Annotated in this window: 18 protein-coding genes; 13 read left to right on the top strand and 5 right to left on the bottom strand. The window is 62.6% G+C overall.

What is annotated here, in order from left to right; translation table 11 throughout:
- Positions 1 to 82: 82 nt before the first annotated feature.
- From IG627_RS07285 to IG627_RS07265, 5 genes are all read right to left on the bottom strand, one after another.
- Positions 83 to 889, bottom strand: a complete 807-nt coding sequence (locus tag IG627_RS07285) for a sterol desaturase family protein (RefSeq protein WP_193191690.1) — start codon at positions 887 to 889, stop codon at positions 83 to 85.
- Between the two features lie 171 nt (positions 890 to 1060).
- Positions 1061 to 2125 (bottom strand): helix-turn-helix transcriptional regulator, encoded by a 1065-nt coding sequence (locus tag IG627_RS07280; protein ID WP_193191689.1) that lies wholly within the window; start codon positions 2123 to 2125, stop codon positions 1061 to 1063.
- Between the two features lie 3 nt (positions 2126 to 2128).
- Positions 2129 to 2701, bottom strand: coding sequence for a lytic transglycosylase domain-containing protein (locus IG627_RS07275; RefSeq protein ID WP_193191688.1), 573 nt, complete (start codon positions 2699 to 2701; stop codon positions 2129 to 2131).
- Positions 2702 to 2876: 175 nt separating this feature from the next.
- Positions 2877 to 4604 carry a proline--tRNA ligase gene (locus IG627_RS07270; RefSeq protein ID WP_193191687.1) on the bottom strand — a complete coding sequence of 576 codons (1728 nt, stop codon included), beginning with the start codon at positions 4602 to 4604 and terminating at the stop codon, positions 2877 to 2879.
- 178 nt (positions 4605 to 4782) lie between these two features.
- Entirely contained in the window at positions 4783 to 5208 is a 426-nt protein-coding gene (locus tag IG627_RS07265; RefSeq protein WP_193191686.1) for an HU family DNA-binding protein, read from the bottom strand.
- A gap of 289 nt (positions 5209 to 5497) precedes the next feature.
- Here IG627_RS07265 and IG627_RS07260 point away from each other — a divergent pair, with 289 nt between their 5' ends.
- The 13 genes from IG627_RS07260 (at position 5498) to ybgF (ending at position 16519) form a co-directional block, all read left to right on the top strand.
- The gene (locus IG627_RS07260; protein ID WP_193191685.1) at positions 5498 to 5758 is read left to right on the top strand and encodes an FmdB family zinc ribbon protein; all 261 of its coding nucleotides are present in this window, start codon (positions 5498 to 5500) and stop codon (positions 5756 to 5758) included.
- Positions 5759 to 5830: 72 nt separating this feature from the next.
- Positions 5831 to 7609, top strand: a complete 1779-nt coding sequence (gene aspS, locus IG627_RS07255) for an aspartate--tRNA ligase (RefSeq protein ID WP_193191684.1) — start codon at positions 5831 to 5833, stop codon at positions 7607 to 7609.
- 208 nt (positions 7610 to 7817) lie between these two features.
- Positions 7818 to 8561 (top strand): YebC/PmpR family DNA-binding transcriptional regulator, encoded by a 744-nt coding sequence (locus tag IG627_RS07250; protein WP_193191683.1) that lies wholly within the window; start codon positions 7818 to 7820, stop codon positions 8559 to 8561.
- Positions 8562 to 8724: 163 nt separating this feature from the next.
- Entirely contained in the window at positions 8725 to 9255 is a 531-nt protein-coding gene (gene ruvC, locus IG627_RS07245; protein ID WP_193191682.1) for a crossover junction endodeoxyribonuclease RuvC, read from the top strand.
- A gap of 177 nt (positions 9256 to 9432) precedes the next feature.
- Positions 9433 to 10041, top strand: coding sequence for a Holliday junction branch migration protein RuvA (gene ruvA / locus IG627_RS07240; RefSeq protein ID WP_193191681.1), 609 nt, complete (start codon positions 9433 to 9435; stop codon positions 10039 to 10041).
- A gap of 207 nt (positions 10042 to 10248) precedes the next feature.
- Positions 10249 to 11268, top strand: a complete 1020-nt coding sequence (ruvB, locus tag IG627_RS07235) for a Holliday junction branch migration DNA helicase RuvB (RefSeq protein WP_193191680.1) — start codon at positions 10249 to 10251, stop codon at positions 11266 to 11268.
- Positions 11269 to 11441: 173 nt separating this feature from the next.
- The gene (gene ybgC, locus IG627_RS07230; protein ID WP_193191679.1) at positions 11442 to 11846 is read left to right on the top strand and encodes a tol-pal system-associated acyl-CoA thioesterase; all 405 of its coding nucleotides are present in this window, start codon (positions 11442 to 11444) and stop codon (positions 11844 to 11846) included.
- 3 nt (positions 11847 to 11849) lie between these two features.
- A complete protein-coding gene (gene tolQ, locus IG627_RS07225) occupies positions 11850 to 12539 on the top strand; it encodes a protein TolQ (protein WP_193191678.1) in 690 nt (229 codons plus the stop codon).
- Between the two features lie 17 nt (positions 12540 to 12556).
- Entirely contained in the window at positions 12557 to 12988 is a 432-nt protein-coding gene (gene tolR / locus IG627_RS07220; RefSeq protein WP_193191677.1) for a protein TolR, read from the top strand.
- Between the two features lie 15 nt (positions 12989 to 13003).
- Positions 13004 to 13789 carry a cell envelope integrity protein TolA gene (gene tolA, locus IG627_RS07215; RefSeq protein WP_193191675.1) on the top strand — a complete coding sequence of 262 codons (786 nt, stop codon included), beginning with the start codon at positions 13004 to 13006 and terminating at the stop codon, positions 13787 to 13789.
- On the top strand, positions 13786 to 15081 hold the full coding sequence (gene tolB / locus IG627_RS07210; RefSeq protein ID WP_193191673.1) for a Tol-Pal system beta propeller repeat protein TolB: 1296 nt from the start codon (positions 13786 to 13788) through the stop codon (positions 15079 to 15081). The genes tolA and tolB overlap by 4 nt, the downstream gene beginning before the upstream one ends.
- A 99-nt stretch (positions 15082 to 15180) precedes the next feature.
- Positions 15181 to 15654 carry an OmpA family protein gene (locus IG627_RS07205; RefSeq protein WP_193191671.1) on the top strand — a complete coding sequence of 158 codons (474 nt, stop codon included), beginning with the start codon at positions 15181 to 15183 and terminating at the stop codon, positions 15652 to 15654.
- 58 nt (positions 15655 to 15712) lie between these two features.
- Entirely contained in the window at positions 15713 to 16519 is an 807-nt protein-coding gene (gene ybgF / locus IG627_RS07200; RefSeq protein WP_226864810.1) for a tol-pal system protein YbgF, read from the top strand.
- Positions 16520 to 16629: the final 110 nt, after the last annotated feature.

The following is a 16629-nucleotide window of genomic DNA, read 5'->3' as shown; positions in this document are numbered from 1 at the left end:
TGGGGGGCAGGGCGTGGGAGGCGAAAAAAGCGCGGCCCAGGGGCCGCGCAACAACATGCGGACATCTGCCGATCAGCCGCAATTAGGTGGCGGCCTGCACTTTTGCGGGCGCCGTCTCATCGCTGAATTCGCCGTCTACCGCCTGGCGAAACATCACTTTGTAATTTTTGAATTCGGTACCCATCCAGCGATCCCACCAGGTGAAATAGAAACCGTAATTGCCCCGGAAGCGCTGGTGGTGCAAGTCGTGGTGGGTGGTGGTGGTCATAAAATCCAGCGGCCCGTCCACCCAGCCGCGGGGGTGGAATTCGCAGCCGGCGTGCAGCATGGCGTTGCGGAAGATCATCACGAAGATAAATGACAGCCAGATAAGCAGGTGCAGTGGCAGCAGCATCAGAATCAGCGGTGAGAAAATGGCCATCAGGAAGCCTTCGCCAACGGAGAAGCTATAGGCGGCCCAGGGAGTGGGCGTGCGGGACAGGTGGTGTACCCGGTGGAAATGCCTGAACAGTTTCGGGTGGTGCATGCCGCGGTGCACCCAGTAGAAGTAGGCGTCGTGCAGCAGTATCACCACCGGCAGGCTGGCCAGGTTCCACCACAGCGGGTAGTCGGTCCACTGCCAGTAGATCTGCACCAGTCCCCAGTCGCGCAGGGTCTCGGTGACTATACCGATGGTGGCGAAGACGCCCAGGGTGAGCATGGAAAAGCCGACTTCGCGGCGAACGTCTCTCCAGGTGGCGCGGCGCTTCTGCAGGCGGCGGCGGTTCATCCAGCCGCGGAACAGCCAGCTGACCGACAGGCTGACTGCTGTGGCGGCGAGCAGGTAGCGGAACAGGTCGCGCTGGAAATGTTCGGCCCAGCTCTGGGCCATTTCCCACAGGAATTCCATAGTCTCACCTTCTTATTCTTTTACTCGGGTATGTCTCCCTGTAGGAGCGGCCACCGGCGGATGGCCGCCCCGCCGCTCCTACAAGTGGTAGTGGCCAAGTCTGGAGGAATTGCGGCGTCGGTGCTTGCGGAAAGCGAAAAAACAGCTGACGGATTCCGAAAATCTGACGATTCAGGCCGGCAGCTTTTCCCGTCGGTACTCGGTCGGCGTCTGCTCGTGGCGGCGCTTGAAGGCGGCGTTGAAGGGGCTCAGGGAGCGGTAGCCGATATCCAGGGCGATGGAGAGCACCGGCAGGTGAGCCTGGTCCGGATCCGCCAGGCGCGCACTGGCCTCGTCGATGCGAAACTGGTTCAGGTATTCGTTGAAGTTGCGATAGCCCAGGTGGCGGTTGATCAGCGCGCGCAGCACGTGTTCGCGGGCGTCCAGCTGTTCCGCCAGTTCGCGAATGGTCAGGCCCGTGTGGCGGTAGCCGCCGCCCTGCATATGGGACTGTAGTTTTTCCAGCAGTTGGCGCTGCTGCTCGTCCAGCGGTTGCGGCTCCACTACGGGTACTTCTTCCTCGGCTTCGGCCTCCGGCGCTCGCGGCAGGGATTCGGCCAGCGCCTGGGGCGATACCGCGAGCAGCCACAGGCAGGCGCCCAGTGCCAGCCCGCTCGCCAGTACCGCGTGCAGCGTCGGTACTCCGGCGGGCACCGTCCGGTTGGAGAACAGGAACTCGGCGCAGACCACGATCAGCATGTAACTGCCGATGGCAATCAACAGGCAGGCGCGCAGGTTGCGGCGGGATTCCACCAAGTCCGACTGGTACTGGCGCAACAGTGTCACCAGGCCGGCGGCGATCAGGCCGAGTTGCAGTGGCTGCTTGAGCAGATACAGCCAGTGGCACAATGCCGGCCAATGCTCGGCGTCCAGATGGGCGGCGGCGAGGCCGACCGCGACACTGACCGCGATCAGTGACCAGCCGAGCCGCGGAAAACGCTCGCACTCGCTGCACAGGGCGTAGCTGAAGAGCCAGAAGGCGCCGGGAATCAGTTCGGTGGGGACATCGACGAGAAAGTCGAGCAGCGGGCCCCGCTCCGGCAGTACCGGGCGCAGCAGGTAGAAGAAGGCCCCGGTAATCAGTAGAAGCAGCCAGCGCGCGGCGTCCTGGCGGCGATAGCTGATGGCCAGTTTGGCCGCTGCCAGCAGCAACAGGCCGCAGGCGGCGCCGGTGAAAAATACATAGCTGGCACTCATCGCTTACCTCCAGCGCGTCGCCCAGGCGTCCAGTACCTTGCTCGAGTAGGTGTGGCGGCCGTAGCTACCGTTGTAATAGGCGAGGGCATTGGCCAGGTTGCCTTTGGCCTTGCCGATATAGTGTTTGAGGATGGTGCAGCCGTAGCGCAGGTTGGTGTCCATATCGATCAGGTTGTCGTCCGGGCGACCTATCTCGTTTTTCCAGAAGGGCATTACCTGCATCATGCCCTGGGCGCCGACGCGGGACACCGCATAGGGATCGAAGGCGCTCTCTATCTGGATGACGGCGAGGACGATTTCCGGGCGCAGGCCGGCGAGGGTGGCCTCGCGATGCACTGCCTTGAGCACGTGCATGCGCTTCTGGGGATCCTTGATATAGCGGGCCAGCGGCTGGGACTTTGACATCAGCCAGACCTCCGCATCGAAACGGTCCGCGAAACTGTCCGCCTGGGTGACCGCTTCCTGCAGGGCGAGCTTGAGCTGCGGGTCTATCTCCGGGATCTTGTCCTGGGCCCGGGCCTGGGAAAAGGCAAGTGCCAGGCAGAGCAGCAGTGTGGTCAGGCTTTTTCTTATCATGACAGGGGATTTTACGGAAAGGCGGGGAGGATGGGCAGCGGCAATTGCGAACTGCGGGTCGGGACTCGCAGCCGTCATACCGGCGCAGGCCGGTATCCAGTGTCAGGACAGATGGCGTTCGCCGACCTTTGCACTGTGGATCCCGGGGCAAGCCCGGGATGACGACAGGGGATGCTTACCGGCCAATCAGCTTCAGCAGCACTTCCTCCAGTTGCGATTCGGCAAACTCCTGGCTCTCGGCATCGCCGCGGCCCTTGTATTCCACCACGCCCTTCTCCAGGCCGCGATCGCCGACGACGATGCGGTGCGGAATGCCCAGCAGCTCCACATCGGCGAGCATGGCGCCGAGGCGCGCCTTGGTTTCGTCCATCAGCAGCACATCGATGCCCTTGTCCCGCAGGGATGCGTACAGGTGCTCGCACTTCTCCCTGACCACATCGCTCTTGTGCATATTGATCGGCACTATCGCCAGCTGGAAGGGCGCGATTGCATCGGGCCAGATGATGCCGGCCTCGTCGTGATTCTGCTCTATGGCGGCGGCGACGATACGCGATACGCCGATACCGTAGCAGCCCATGGACATCACCTGCTCCTTGCCATTCTCGTCCAGTACAGTCGCGCTCATCGCGCGGCTGTACTTGTCACCCAGCTGGAAGATGTGGCCAACCTCGATACCGCGCTTGATCTCGAGGGTCCCGGCACCATCCGGGCTGGCATCGCCGGCGACCACGTTGCGCAGGTCCTCGACGCGGCCAGTCTCCACATCGCGCTCCCAGTTGACACCGGTGTAGTGGTAGTCGTCCCGGTTGGCGCCGCAGACGAAGTCCGCCAGCTGCGCCGCCGAGCGGTCGACGATGGTCTCGATTTTCATTCCGACCGGGCCCAGTGAGCCGATGCCGCAGCCGAGCTCGTCGGCGATGCGCTGTTCCGGGGCGAACTGCAGTGGGCTGGCGATACCCGGCAGCTTCTCCGCTTTCAGTTCGTTCAGCTCGTGGTCGCCTCTGAGTACCAGGGCCACCAGCGGCGCCGTCTCACCCTCCTCACATTCACCCAGCACTATCAGCGTCTTGACCGAGTGGGCCGGATCCGACTGCAGGAATTCGCTCACCGCAGCGATGGTTTTCTGGCCTGGGGTGTGTACTTCCTCCATCTTCTGTGTCGGTGCGGCGCGCTCACCGGCGGGCGCGACCGCCTCCGCCAGCTCGACATTGGCGGCGTAGCGGCTCTCGGTGGAGAAGGCGATATCGTCCTCGCCACTCTCTGCCAGCACGTGGAATTCGTGGGAGTGGGAGCCGCCGATGGAGCCGGTGTCGGCCAGTACCGGGCGGTAGTCCAGGCCGATACGGTCGAAGATGCGACAGTAGGCACCGTGCATTACGTCGTAGGTCTCCTGCAGGGAGTCCGCGTCGACATGGAAGGAGTAGGCGTCCTTCATGGTGAACTCGCGCGCGCGCATCACGCCGAAGCGGGGGCGTATCTCGTCGCGGAACTTGGTCTGTACCTGGTAGAAGTTGGCCGGCAGCTGCTTGTAGCTCTTGATCTCGTTGCGGATCAGGTCGGTGATGACTTCCTCGTGGGTCGGGCCCAGGCAGAAGGCGTTGTCGTGGCGATCCCTGATGCGCAGTAGCTCCGGGCCGTACTGCTGCCAACGAGCGGATTCCTCCCACAGCTCCGCCGGCTGTACCACCGGCATCAGCACCTCCAGGGCGCCGGCGCGGTCCATTTCCTCGCGCACTATGCGCTCCACCTTGCGCAGCACGCGCAGGCCGGTGGGCAGCCAGGTGTAGAGACCGGAGGCCAGGCGGCGGATCATGCCGGCGCGCAGCATCAGCCGGTGGCTGATTACGACTGCGTCGCTTGGAGTTTCTTTCTGGGTGGCGATCAGGTAGCGGGATGCGCGCATAGGATAGTGTTCTGTTCGTGTTGCTTTGAGGGTGGTTATTTTACGGCATTTGGGCGGGGGAAGGTGAGTGGTCAGCGGTGGGTGGACGGCGATGGGGGTGGAATGTGCGGCAGCCACTGGCCGTTGGCCATTAAAAAACCCCGCCTGGGCGGGGTTTTTCGTGTGGGAAGGGCGCGAATCAGGACTCGGCCATTTCCTTCAGCTTCTTCAGCGGGCGCACCTTGACCTGGATGCTGGCCGGCTTGGCCTTGAACATGGTCTCTTCGCCGGTGAAGGGGTTGATGCCCTTGCGCGCCTTCTTGGCGGGCTTCTTCACGGTGGTGATCTTCAGCAGGCCCGGCAGGGCGAATTCGCCCACAGCGCGCTTCTTCACGTGGCCGTGAATGATATCGTTCAGCTCGTCCAGAACAGACTGCACCTGCTTGCGGCTCAGCTCGGTGTTCTCGGCGATCTGGTTCAGGATCTGGGTTTTGGTGTACTTCTCTTTCACCGCAGTTACTTTCTTGGCCGGAGCGGCCTTGGCTGCTGCCTTTTTGGCTGGAGCCTTCTTGGCTGCGGTTTTCTTGGCGGGGGCTTTCTTAGCTGCGGCTTTACGTGCGGCCATGAGTAGCTTCCTTCTATATGTTGTTTTTCCAGTGAGAGTGTGTTCGTACGCCCGTTGTACCACCGGAAACCCGGGGTTCGCTGCGGGTGTTGAGGGGAAGTATATATAGTTTTTGTTCGCCCGCACGGGAAAATACAGGAAAAATAGTGCTTTTTTCCATGTTTTTTGTGGTCAGGGCATAACCCCGTGCTCAGATCTTGGTCGGGTCATTGCCTATCGCGGGCACTGCTTCTTCCCTCTGTGGGGCTCATGTATAATCTGCGCCCCTTAATGTACCGGGTATTGAGCAATGCCGATTTACGAATACCAGTGCAGTGCCTGCGGCCACGAGATGGAGGCCCTGCAGCGCATGAGTGACGCTCCCCTGACCGACTGCCCGGCCTGTGACAAGGCCGGGCTGCAGAAGAAGATTTCCGCAGCTGGGTTCCGCCTAAAGGGCGGTGGCTGGTACGAGACCGACTTCAAGACCGGCAGCAAGAAGAACCTGGCCGGGGACGCGTCCAAGGCCAAATCGGACAAGCCCGCGGCCAAGAAGGCCGAGGCCAGCTGAGCCGGGGGGCGCCGGATAGCGCCCCCCAATACTTATCGATAACGTCTAACGTAAAAACACGGGAAAGCATCCATGCGCAGCGACTACTGTGGCGCCCTCCGTTCCGCCGACATTGACCGCGAAGTAACCCTCTGTGGCTGGGTTGACCGCCGCCGCGACCACGGTGGGGTGATCTTTATCGACCTGCGCGACCGCGATGGCATCGCCCAGGTGGTGTTCGATCCGGACGCGGCGGAGCACTTCGAGAGGGCCGACCGGGTGCGCAGCGAGTATGTGCTGAAGGTCACCGGCCGCGTGCGCGCCCGTGCGCCGGAAGCGGTGAACCCGAATATGGCGACCGGCGAGATCGAGGTGTACGGCACACAACTGGAGATTCTCAATACCGCCGAAACCGTGCCCTTCCAGCTGGACGAGCACACCGCGGTTGGCGAGGACGTGCGCCTCAAGTATCGCTACCTGGACCTGCGCCGCAACGAGATGCAGCGCAACCTGCGCTTCCGCTCCAAGCTGACCACGGCGATCCGCAACTATCTGGACGAGCAGGGCTTCCTGGATATCGAGACTCCGATCCTAACCCGCGCCACTCCCGAGGGCGCGCGCGACTACCTGGTACCGAGCCGCACCCACGAGGGCAAGTTCTTCGCCCTGCCGCAGTCGCCGCAGCTGTTCAAGCAGCTGCTGATGGTGTCCGGCTTCGACCGCTACTACCAGATCGCCAAGTGCTTCCGCGACGAGGACCTGCGCGCGGATCGCCAGCCGGAATTTACCCAGATCGATATCGAGACCTCCTTCCTCGACGAGGAGGCCATCATGGCGATCACCGAGGGCATGGTGCGCAGCCTGTTCCAGGAGCTGAAGGGTGTGGACCTGGGCGAGTTCCCGCGCATGTCCCACTACCAGGCGATGCTGCGCTACGGCTCCGACAAGCCGGACCTGCGCATTCCGCTGGAGATGGTGGAGATCAAGGACCTGCTGACCGAGGTCGAGTTCAAGGTCTTCTCCGGCCCGGCCAATGATCCCAAGGGACGCGTGGCCGCGCTGAAGGTGCCGGGTGGCAACGACAAACTGACCCGCAAACAGATCGACGATTACGGCAAGTTTGTCGGTATCTACGGCGCCAAGGGACTGGCCTATATCAAGGTCAACGACAAGTCCGACCTGGAGAACGGATTGCAGTCGCCGATCGTCAAGTTCCTGCCCAATGAGGTGCGCGCGGCGATACTCGATCGCCTCGAGGCCGAGAACGGTGACCTGATCTTCTTCGGCGCCGACAAGGCCAAGGTTGTCTCCGAGGCCCTGGGCGCGCTGCGCTGCAAGCTGGGTGCCGACCTGAACCTCTACACCTGTGACTGGGCGCCCCTGTGGGTGGTGGCCTTCCCGATGTTCGAGGAAGACGATGACGGCAGCCTGACCGCGCTGCACCACCCCTTCACCGCCCCCTCCTGCTCCCCGGAGGAGTTGGAGGCGAATCCGCTGGACGCCCTGTCCCGCGCCTACGATATGGTGCTGAACGGCACCGAGCTGGGCGGCGGTTCCGTGCGTATCCACGACCAGGCGATGCAGCAGGCGGTATTCCGCATTCTCGGCATCGATGAGCAGGAGCAGCGCGAGAAATTCGGCTTCCTGCTAGACGCGCTCAAGTACGGCGCTCCGCCCCACGGCGGCCTGGCCTTCGGCCTCGACCGCCTGGTGATGCTGATGACCGGCTGTGACTCGATTCGCGACGTGATCGCCTTCCCGAAGACCCAGAGCGCGGCCGATGTGATGACCGATGCCCCGGGCAGTGTGGACGCCAAGCAGCTGCGTGAGTTGAGTATTAGACTGCGCCTCAAGGAAGAGCAGGTCGGTTAACAGTTTCAGTCGTCATTCCGGCGAAGGCCGGACCGCGTAGGCATGGATGCCGTAGCGAGTATTCGCGAAGCGAATGGCCCGAAAGGGCGTGGCGCAGGAGCGCCACCTAATCCAGGTGCCAGTGAGTGAGATGGATCCCGGATCGAGTCCGGGATGACGACAGTCAAAAGAGTTTTCAAGCCACAACGGAGCTATACCGGAGATACAGATGGCGGGACATAGTAAATGGGCCAATATCAAACACCGCAAGGCGGCCCAGGATGCCAAGCGCGGTAAGATTTTCACCAAGATCATTCGCGAGCTGACCGTGGCCGCGAAAGCGGGTCCCAACCCGGATGACAATCCCACCCTGCGCGCCACCATCGACAAGGCCCTGGGTGCGAACATGAAGCGCGACACCATCGACAAGGCCATCGCCCGCGGCGCCGGCAATGCCGACGGCGATAACTACGAGGCGGTGACTTACGAGGGTTACGGTGTCGGCGGCGTCGCCGTCCTGGTGGAGTGCCTGACCGACAACCGCAACCGCACCGTCGCCGAAGTGCGCCATGCCTTCACCAAGCGCGGCGGCAACCTGGGCACCGATGGTTCCGTGGCCTATCTGTTCTCCCGCAAGGGCCAGCTCTACTACGAGCCGGGCGCGGATGAGGATGCGCTGATGGAGGCGGCCCTGGAGGCGGGTGCCGAGGATATCGAGACCAACGACGACGGCAGTATCGAGGTCACCACCGAGTTCCAGGACTATATGTCCGTGAAGGATGCACTGACCGAAGCCGGTTTCAAGCCGGACAACGCCGAAATCGCCATGATCCCGTCCACCACCGTGCCGATGGACAAGGACGGCGCCGAGAAGGTGATGGCGCTGGTGGATATGCTGGAAGACCTGGACGATGTACAGAACGTCTACAGTAACGCCGATATTCCCGATGAGGTGATGGAGCAACTCGCCTGATCCCGCCTCTTTATCCCCTCTCCTGCCTGCGGGGGAGGGGCCACCCCGCCTGTTCATCATTCCGCATTCATCATTCATCATTCCACCGCCTCCCTTGACGCCTCTCCCCCGCCTTGGGACACTCCCCGCCACTATATAAACGTACAGATCCAGGGAGCAGCCCTTGACCCGAATCCTGGGCATAGATCCCGGCTCGCGCAAAACCGGCTACGGCCTGATCGATGTGCAGCGCAACAGGGCCACCTATGTGGCCAGCGGCGTGATCCGTATACCCGAAGGCCCGCTGCCGGAGCGCCTCAAACTCATCTTCGACGCGGTGAGTCAGATAGCGCAGCAGTATTCGCCCGGACAGATGGCCATCGAGAATGTATTTATGTCCAAGAGCGCCGGCTCGGCCCTGAAGCTGGGCCAGGCCCGCGGCGCGGCCATAGTCGCCGCCACCAATGCGGACCTGCCGGTGGCCGAGTACGAGGCGCGCAAGGTCAAGCAGGCGGTGGTGGGCACCGGGGCAGCGGACAAACTGCAGGTTCAGCACATGGTGAAGACGCTGCTGTCACTACCGGCCTCGCCGCAGGAGGACGCCGCCGATGCGCTGGCGGTGGCCCTCTGCCATATGCACACCATGCAGACCCTGGTGCAGACCGCCGGCGGCGCGCGCAGCCATTTCCGTCGCGGCCGTCTGAGTATTTCTTGAAGGCGTTCACGTGGGGGGGGCGGCACTGCTGCCGGTACTCCCTTGCGAGACACGCCGTGAATACATCCCTGTAGGCTTGGCGGCCGGGTCCCTCCGGCCGACAGTCTCGCAAGGGAGTACCGGCATCAGTGCCTTCGCATCGAGCACTCTGCCAGTTGGCCATTAAGAGATAGAAGAATGATAGGAAGACTGAGCGGCACATTGGCCGCCTTGCAGCCACCGCTATTGCTGGTGGATGTACAGGGGGTGGGCTACGAAGTGCTCGCCCCCATGACCACCATTTTCGAACTGCCAGCCCTGGGGCAGTCGGTGCAGTTGCACACTCACCTGGCGGTTTCTGAAACCGCACAAACCCTGTACGGCTTTATCCGCGACGCCGACCGCCAGCTGTTTCGCACCCTGATCAAAGTCAACGGCGTGGGCCCTAAGATGGCACTGGCGATACTGTCCGGTCTCGACGGGGCGGCCCTTGCGCGCTGTGTGGCCGAGGACAATGTGGCCGCTCTGGTAAAAGTACCAGGCGTCGGCAAGAAGACCGCCGAGCGCCTGATCATAGAGTTGCGCGACAAGCTGGCGCCGCAGTTCGGTGACAGCAACGATATACCGCTGATGGCCGCCGCAGTGCCGAAAGTCGACCATGCTGGCGAGGCCGAGAGCGCCCTGGCGGCGCTCGGCTACAAGCCCACCGAAGCCACCAAGATGGTGGCCAGGGCCAGCAAGGAACAACCTGACGCCGACAGCGCGACCCTGATCCGCCTGGCCCTGAAGAGCATGGCACCAGCTTGATGAATGCGGAATGATGAAAGCGGAATGCGGAATGAGTTATCAGAGAGCGACCTGTAGGAGCGGCGGGGCGGCCATCCGCCCATGGCCGCGATCAAAACCGGCCCTGGCACCAATGTCTGAACGCGGGCGCTGGACCCGAATCCGGCAATGTGCCTGCCCGCGCATTCCGCATTCCGCATTCATCATTCCGCATTCTGGGAGCCCCCTGTGATCGAAGCCGACCGCCTGATAGCCCCCGAGCCCATAGGCCCCTCCGGCCAGGAGGAGCAGTACGACCGCGCCGTGCGCCCCAAATCCCTGGCGGACTATGTCGGCCAGCCGGTGGTGCGCGAGCAGATGGAGATCTTTATCCAGGCCGCCAGGCTGCGCGGTGAGGCCCTGGACCATACGCTGGTGTTCGGTCCCCCGGGGCTGGGCAAGACCACGCTGGCGAATATCATCGCCGCGGAGATGGATGTGGCCATCAAGACCACCTCCGGTCCTGTGCTGGAGAAGGCCGGCGACCTGGCCGCGATCATGACCAATCTGGAGCCCGGTGATGTGCTGTTTATCGACGAGATACACCGCCTCAGCCCCCATGTGGAGGAGGTGCTCTATCCGGCGATGGAGGACTACCAGCTGGACATCATGATCGGCGAGGGCCCGGCGGCCCGCTCGATCAAGCTGGATCTGCCTCCGTTTACCCTGGTCGGTGCGACCACCAGAGCCGGCCTGCTGACCTCGCCGCTGCGGGACCGCTTCGGCATAGTGCAGCGGCTGGAGTTCTACAATGTCGCGGACCTGACCAGTATCGTACAGCGCTCCGCGGGCCTGATGGGGGTGCAGATGGACGAAGGCGGCGCCCTGGAAGTGGCCCGTCGCGCCCGCGGTACCCCACGTATCGCCAACCGACTGCTGCGTCGCGTGCGCGATTACGCTGAGGTAAAGGGCGACGGCAGCGTTGACAGCGCCATCGCCGATGCCGCCCTGAATATGCTCAATGTGGATGCCAGCGGCTTCGACCAGTTGGACAGGCGCATGCTGCTGGCGATGATCGAGAAGTTCGACGGCGGCCCGGTGGGCGTGGACAGCCTGGCGGCGGCAGTCAGCGAGGAGCGGGACACCATCGAGGACGTGCTCGAGCCCTACCTGATACAGCAGGGCTATGTTGCCCGCACCCCGCGCGGGCGGGTGGTCACGGCGCTGGCCTACGAGCATTTCGGCATTCCCAAGCCGGACAACAAGTAATCGGATAGTTCGATCGCGGCGACCGCCATGGATGGCGGGAATGCCGATTGTGCAGGGAGCACTCAATCGGCCAACGGCGGATGGCCGCCCCGCCGCTCCTACAGGGCGAATCGCCCCTTGTAGGAGCGGCCCATGGCCGCGATTGGAGTTTCAGAACAGCACAAGAGGCAGGGGTGAAAGAAGCTTTCAGCATCCCCATCCGCGTCTATATCGAGGATACGGACGCGGGTGGAATCGTCTATTACGTCAATTATTTGAAGTATATGGAGCGCGCGCGCACAGAACTGGTCCGCTCCCTCGGCTATGATAAGCCCGCCATGCCGGAGAGGGGCCTGCTGCTGGTGGTGCACTCGGCGGAGATCCAGTATCGCCGCTCGGCCCGGCTCGATGACAATTTGCGGGCCACCGCCGCGATTGGCAAACTGGGGCGCGCCGCGGTGACCTTTGAGCAAAAAATCTGGCGCGATGATGAAATTATTTGCGAGGGTGTGGTCAAAGTCGCCTGCGTCGACGACGCCAGCCGCAGGCCCTGCGCGCTACCCGAACCCATTTACTCAGCATTAAAGGCAGCCATATAGAAGATGGAAACCGGTGAACAACTCTCCCTGTGGGGGCTGATACAGAATGCCAGTCTGCTGGTGCAGCTGGTGATGTTGCTCCTGCTGCTGGCCTCGGTGATCTCCTGGGTCATGATCATCCAGCGCGGTCTCTACCTGTCCCGCGCCAGGCGGGCCCTGGTCAACTTCGAGCGCCGCTTCTGGTCCGGTGCCGACCTGAACCAGCTGTTCCGCGAGGGCAACGAGCGCTCGGAGCGCGGCAAGACCGATGGCGTCGAATCGCTGTTCCGCTCCGGTTTCACCGAGTTCACCCGCCTGCGCCAGCAGGGTCGCAGCGGCCCCGAGGCGGTGATGGAGGGGACCGAGCGGGCCATGCGCGTGGCCATGTCTCGGGAGCAGGAGAAGGTGGAGATGAACCTGCCTTTCCTGGCCAGTGTCGGCTCGGTGAGCCCCTATATCGGCCTGTTCGGCACCGTCTGGGGCATCATGAACTCCTTCCGCGGCCTGGCCACCATGCACCAGGCCACCATCGCCACTGTTGCCCCCGGTATCTCCGAGGCCCTGGTGGCCACCGCCATGGGCCTGTTCGCGGCGATTCCGGCGGTGATGGCCTACAACCGCTACTCGGCCAAGGCGGAGTGGCTGCTGTCCAGCTATGAGACTTTCGCCGAGGAGTTCTCCTCGATTCTGCACCGCAAAGTGCACTCCAGCTGAGTGAACGGGCGAGCCCTATGAGTGTGTTTCGCAAGGGAACCAAGAAGAAGCTGGTATCCGAGATCAACGTGGTGCCCTACATCGACGTGATGCTGGTGCTGCTGATCGTGTTTATGGTCACCGCGCCGCTGCTGATGCAGGGGGTCAAGGTGGACCTGCCGGATGCGCCCTCGGCGCCGATCGAGGATACCGATGACGAGCCTCTGATCGTCTCGGTGCGCGCCGATGGCACCTACTACCTGAATCTGGGCGAGGAGGAGAAGGAGGCCAAGCCGCTGGCAGAGATCAAGGACACAGTGGCCAAGGTTTTGCGTCAAAAACCCAGGACGCCGGTGCTGGTGTGGGGCGATACCGATGCCCGCTACGGGCTGATCGTCAGTGCCATGACCCATTTGCAGCAGGCAGGCGCGCCCAGCGTCGGCCTGGTGACCGAACCGCCGCAGGAGTAGGGTGTCGGTACTGATATGAGAAACACTGGAGGCTCTTACGCACTGGCCGTTGTGATCAGTCTCGTGTTTCACGGGGCCCTGATCGCCGTGCTCACCTACGGTTGGGAGGCCAGCAGCCAGCCGGAGCGCAAACCGATGCCGAAGTTTGTGCAGGCCAAGCTGGTGAGCGCCGACGCGCTGGCACCGAAGAAAACGGCGCCGCCCAAGGTAGACAAGATACAGCAGCGCCAGCAGCGCGAGCTGGAGCAGCAGCGCAAGGCGGAGGCAGAGAAGAAACGCCGCGCGGCCATCGAGCGCAAGAAGAAGCTGGAAGCCGAGAAGAAGCGCAAGGCTGAGGCGGAGCGCAAGAGAAAGGCGGCCGAGGAAAAGTCTCGCCGCGAGAAGGAGCGCAAAGAGAAGGAGCGTAAGGAGCAGCTGGAACGCGAGCGCCAGAGCGCCTTCGATGAGGCTCTGGAGGAAGAGGAGGAACTGCTGGATGCGCGCGAGGGCGCCCAGGCGGTGATGTCCGTGGCGCAGGCGATACAGCAGCGCATCGAATCCGTGTGGAGCCGCCCGCCCAGCGCGCGCAACGGCATGCTCACCGTGGTACAAATCAACTTTGTGCCTACCGGTCGCGTAGTGGCGGCCAATATTGTCGAGGGCAGTGGCAATGCCGCCCTGGACCGCTCGGTATTGACTGCCATCCGTCGGGTCGAGGTATTCCCGGAGGTGGCGGAGTTGGCTCGCAAGGAGCCGAGCCTGTTTGAGCGCGAAGTGCGCAAAACCCTGTTGAACTTTAGAGTCGAAGATCTGCGCCAATGATAAAGAACCTACTGAAAACAGCTTTCATCATCGCCGTCGCATCGATCAGCCTGGGCGCCCGCGCCCAGCTGGTGGTGGATATCACCAGCGGTATCGACGACCCGACCCCCATAGCGGTATCGCCCTTCAGCTGGTCCGGCAGTGGCGTGCTGGCGGAGGATGTCTCCGGCATCATCTCCGCGGACCTGCGCCGCAGCGGACTGTTTGCGCCGGTGCCCAAGGAGGACATGCTGTCTTTCCCCAAGAACCCGGAAGAAGTGGTTTTCAGGGATTGGCGCATTCTGGGAACTGAATACGTGGTGACGGGTCGTATAGAACCCCAGGCGGCCGGTTACCTGCTGACCTTTGACCTGGTGAATATCTTCGGGCGACAGAAAATGTTCACCAAGCAGGTCAGCGGCGGCAGCCAGCAGCTGCGGGACGTTGCCCACCGTGCGGCGGACGAGATCTTCGAGGCGATCACCGGCATTCGCGGTGCCTTCTCCACGCAGATGATCTATGTGCAGGAGGACACGCGCGGCGGCCGGCCCAGCTACGCGCTGATGCAGGCGGATATCGACGGTGCGCGGGCGAAGGAAATCCGCCGCTTCAGCGCCCCGGTGATGTCGCCCATGTGGTCGCCGAACGGGCAGGAGGTGGCCTATGTGTCCTTCGAGACCGGGCGTCCGGCGATCTTCCGCGAGAATCTGCGCACCGGTGCGCGCCAGCAGTTGACCAACTTCAAGGGGATCAACAGCTCGCCCACCTGGTCGCCGGATGGAACCAAACTGGCAATGGTGCTCTCCAAGGACGGCAATCCGGAGATATACGTGTTGGACCTGAACACCCGGAAGTTCACCCGGATGACCCGACACTTCTCCATTGATACGGAGCCGAACTGGATGCCGGACGGTAAATCGCTGGTTTTCACTTCCGATAGGGGAGGTAAGCCACAAATTTACCAATTGACTCTTGCCACTGGTCAAGTAGACCGCTTAACCTTCGATGGCGACTACAACGCAAGGCCGCGTGTGTCACCCGATGGGAAAACGCTGGTAGTGGTGCATCGCAGCAGGGGGGTATTCACGATTGCGACGATGGATATCAATACCGGCAGGATGCGTGTCCTCACGGAGACGACCCTGGACGAATCCCCCAGTATCGCGCCCAATGGCGCTATGCTGATGTACGCTACCAAGCGGGGGGGCAAGGGTATTCTGGCGGCGGTATCGCTGGATGCGGGGGTGAAATACAACCTGCCGTCCCAGCGGGGCGATGTACGCGAACCGGCGTGGTCGCCTTACTTTGATTGATTATACGGGGTGCCCGCCAATCTGTTTGCAGCGGGTTTTGATTTAGACCAGATAAAAGTCTTACAGGATTTTTCGATAACACTAAAAGCGGAGTAGCTTATGTTGAAATCAGTAAAAACAGGCCTGGGCCTGGCCTGCGTAATGGCGGTAATGGCGGGCTGTTCCAGCACCGACACCGACGACAGCGCGCAGCAGCAGATGACCCAGGTTCAAGAACCGGTAATTGATACCCCGGCTCAGGAAACTGCAGTGCCGCTGGACAATGTCGTTTACTTCGACTTTGACCAGTCCCTGCTGAAGCCGGACACCCGCGAGCTGCTGATTCAGCACGCCGACCGCATGCGTGGCAACGCCGGTACCGTGCGCCTGGAAGGCCATGCCGACGAGCTGGGCACCCGCGAGTACAACCTGGCCCTGGGTGAGCGCCGCGCCAACGCCGTGCGTGACTTCCTGGTACTGCAGGGTGTAGATGCCTCCACTCTGGAAGTGATCAGCTACGGTGAAGAGCGCCCGGCCCAGAACGGCTCCAGCGAAAGCGCGCGCCAGATGAACCGTCGCGTTGTAATCAACTAATCGTCAATGGATGCCAATGGCTTTAACGATTAGAAAGATCGCGATTGCCGCAGCCCTTATGGCTGCGGCATCGCCCGTATTCTCCCAGGCGCCGATCGTCGACCTATCCAATGACAGTTCGGAGCAATCGGCGCCTTCGTATCCGGATGCCTCCTATTCCGAGCCCGCCTACTCTGAACCCGCGTACCGGGAAACCCAGATAGCGCGCGCGCCGATTTCCGCCCCGCGCCAGGCCAATCCTCAGGCCGAGGCCTACTACCAGATGCAGGTGCTGCAGCAGGAAGTCCAGGAGCTGCGCGGTGCGGTGGAGGAGCTGCGCCACGAGGTCAAGCGCCTCAAGCAGCAGCGCACCGACGATTATATGGACCTGGACCGGCGCATCGCCCGCCTGGCCGGCACTGAGCCGTCGCAACAACCGCCAGCCGGTGCCGACAGCGGCGAAGACGCCGGTGCAGCGCGACCCGCCCAGGGCGGTGAGCCCGCCCCCGCCGCCAGCGAGGACGAGCGCGACCGCTACCAGGCCAGTTTTGGCCTGGCCCGCAACGGCGACTACGACGGCGCCAGTGCCGAGTTCAAGCGCCTGCTACAGGACTACCCCAACGGCAAGTACGCACCCAATGCCAACTACTGGCTGGGTGAGATAGCGCTGGTACAGGGCAATCTTGAGGATGCGCGTCAGTGGTTTGTGGCGCTGCTCGACGGCTACCCCAACTCCACCAAGGTGTGGGACGGCCGCTACAAGCTGGGTACCGTCTACCACCAGCTGGGCGATCAGCAGAAAGCCCGCGATCTGCTCGAGCAGGTGGCCGGCAGCGACGCCCGCGCTTCGGGTCTGGCGAAGAAGTACCTGGACGAGAACTTCTGAGGCCGCGAGCCTGTTCCTGATACAGGACCGGCCGCTGGTTTTTTGAACACAAAAGCTCTATGATCCCGCGCCCGGGTGGCAATTGCCGCCCGGGCTTTTGTGTTTTTTGG

Origin of the sequence: Microbulbifer taiwanensis, assembly GCF_014904815.1 — a bacterium.
Lineage (GTDB): Bacteria > Pseudomonadota > Gammaproteobacteria > Pseudomonadales > Cellvibrionaceae > Microbulbifer > Microbulbifer taiwanensis.
The sequence above is the reverse complement of the archived record's forward strand: the minus strand, read 5'-3'. Positions and strand labels throughout refer to the sequence as shown.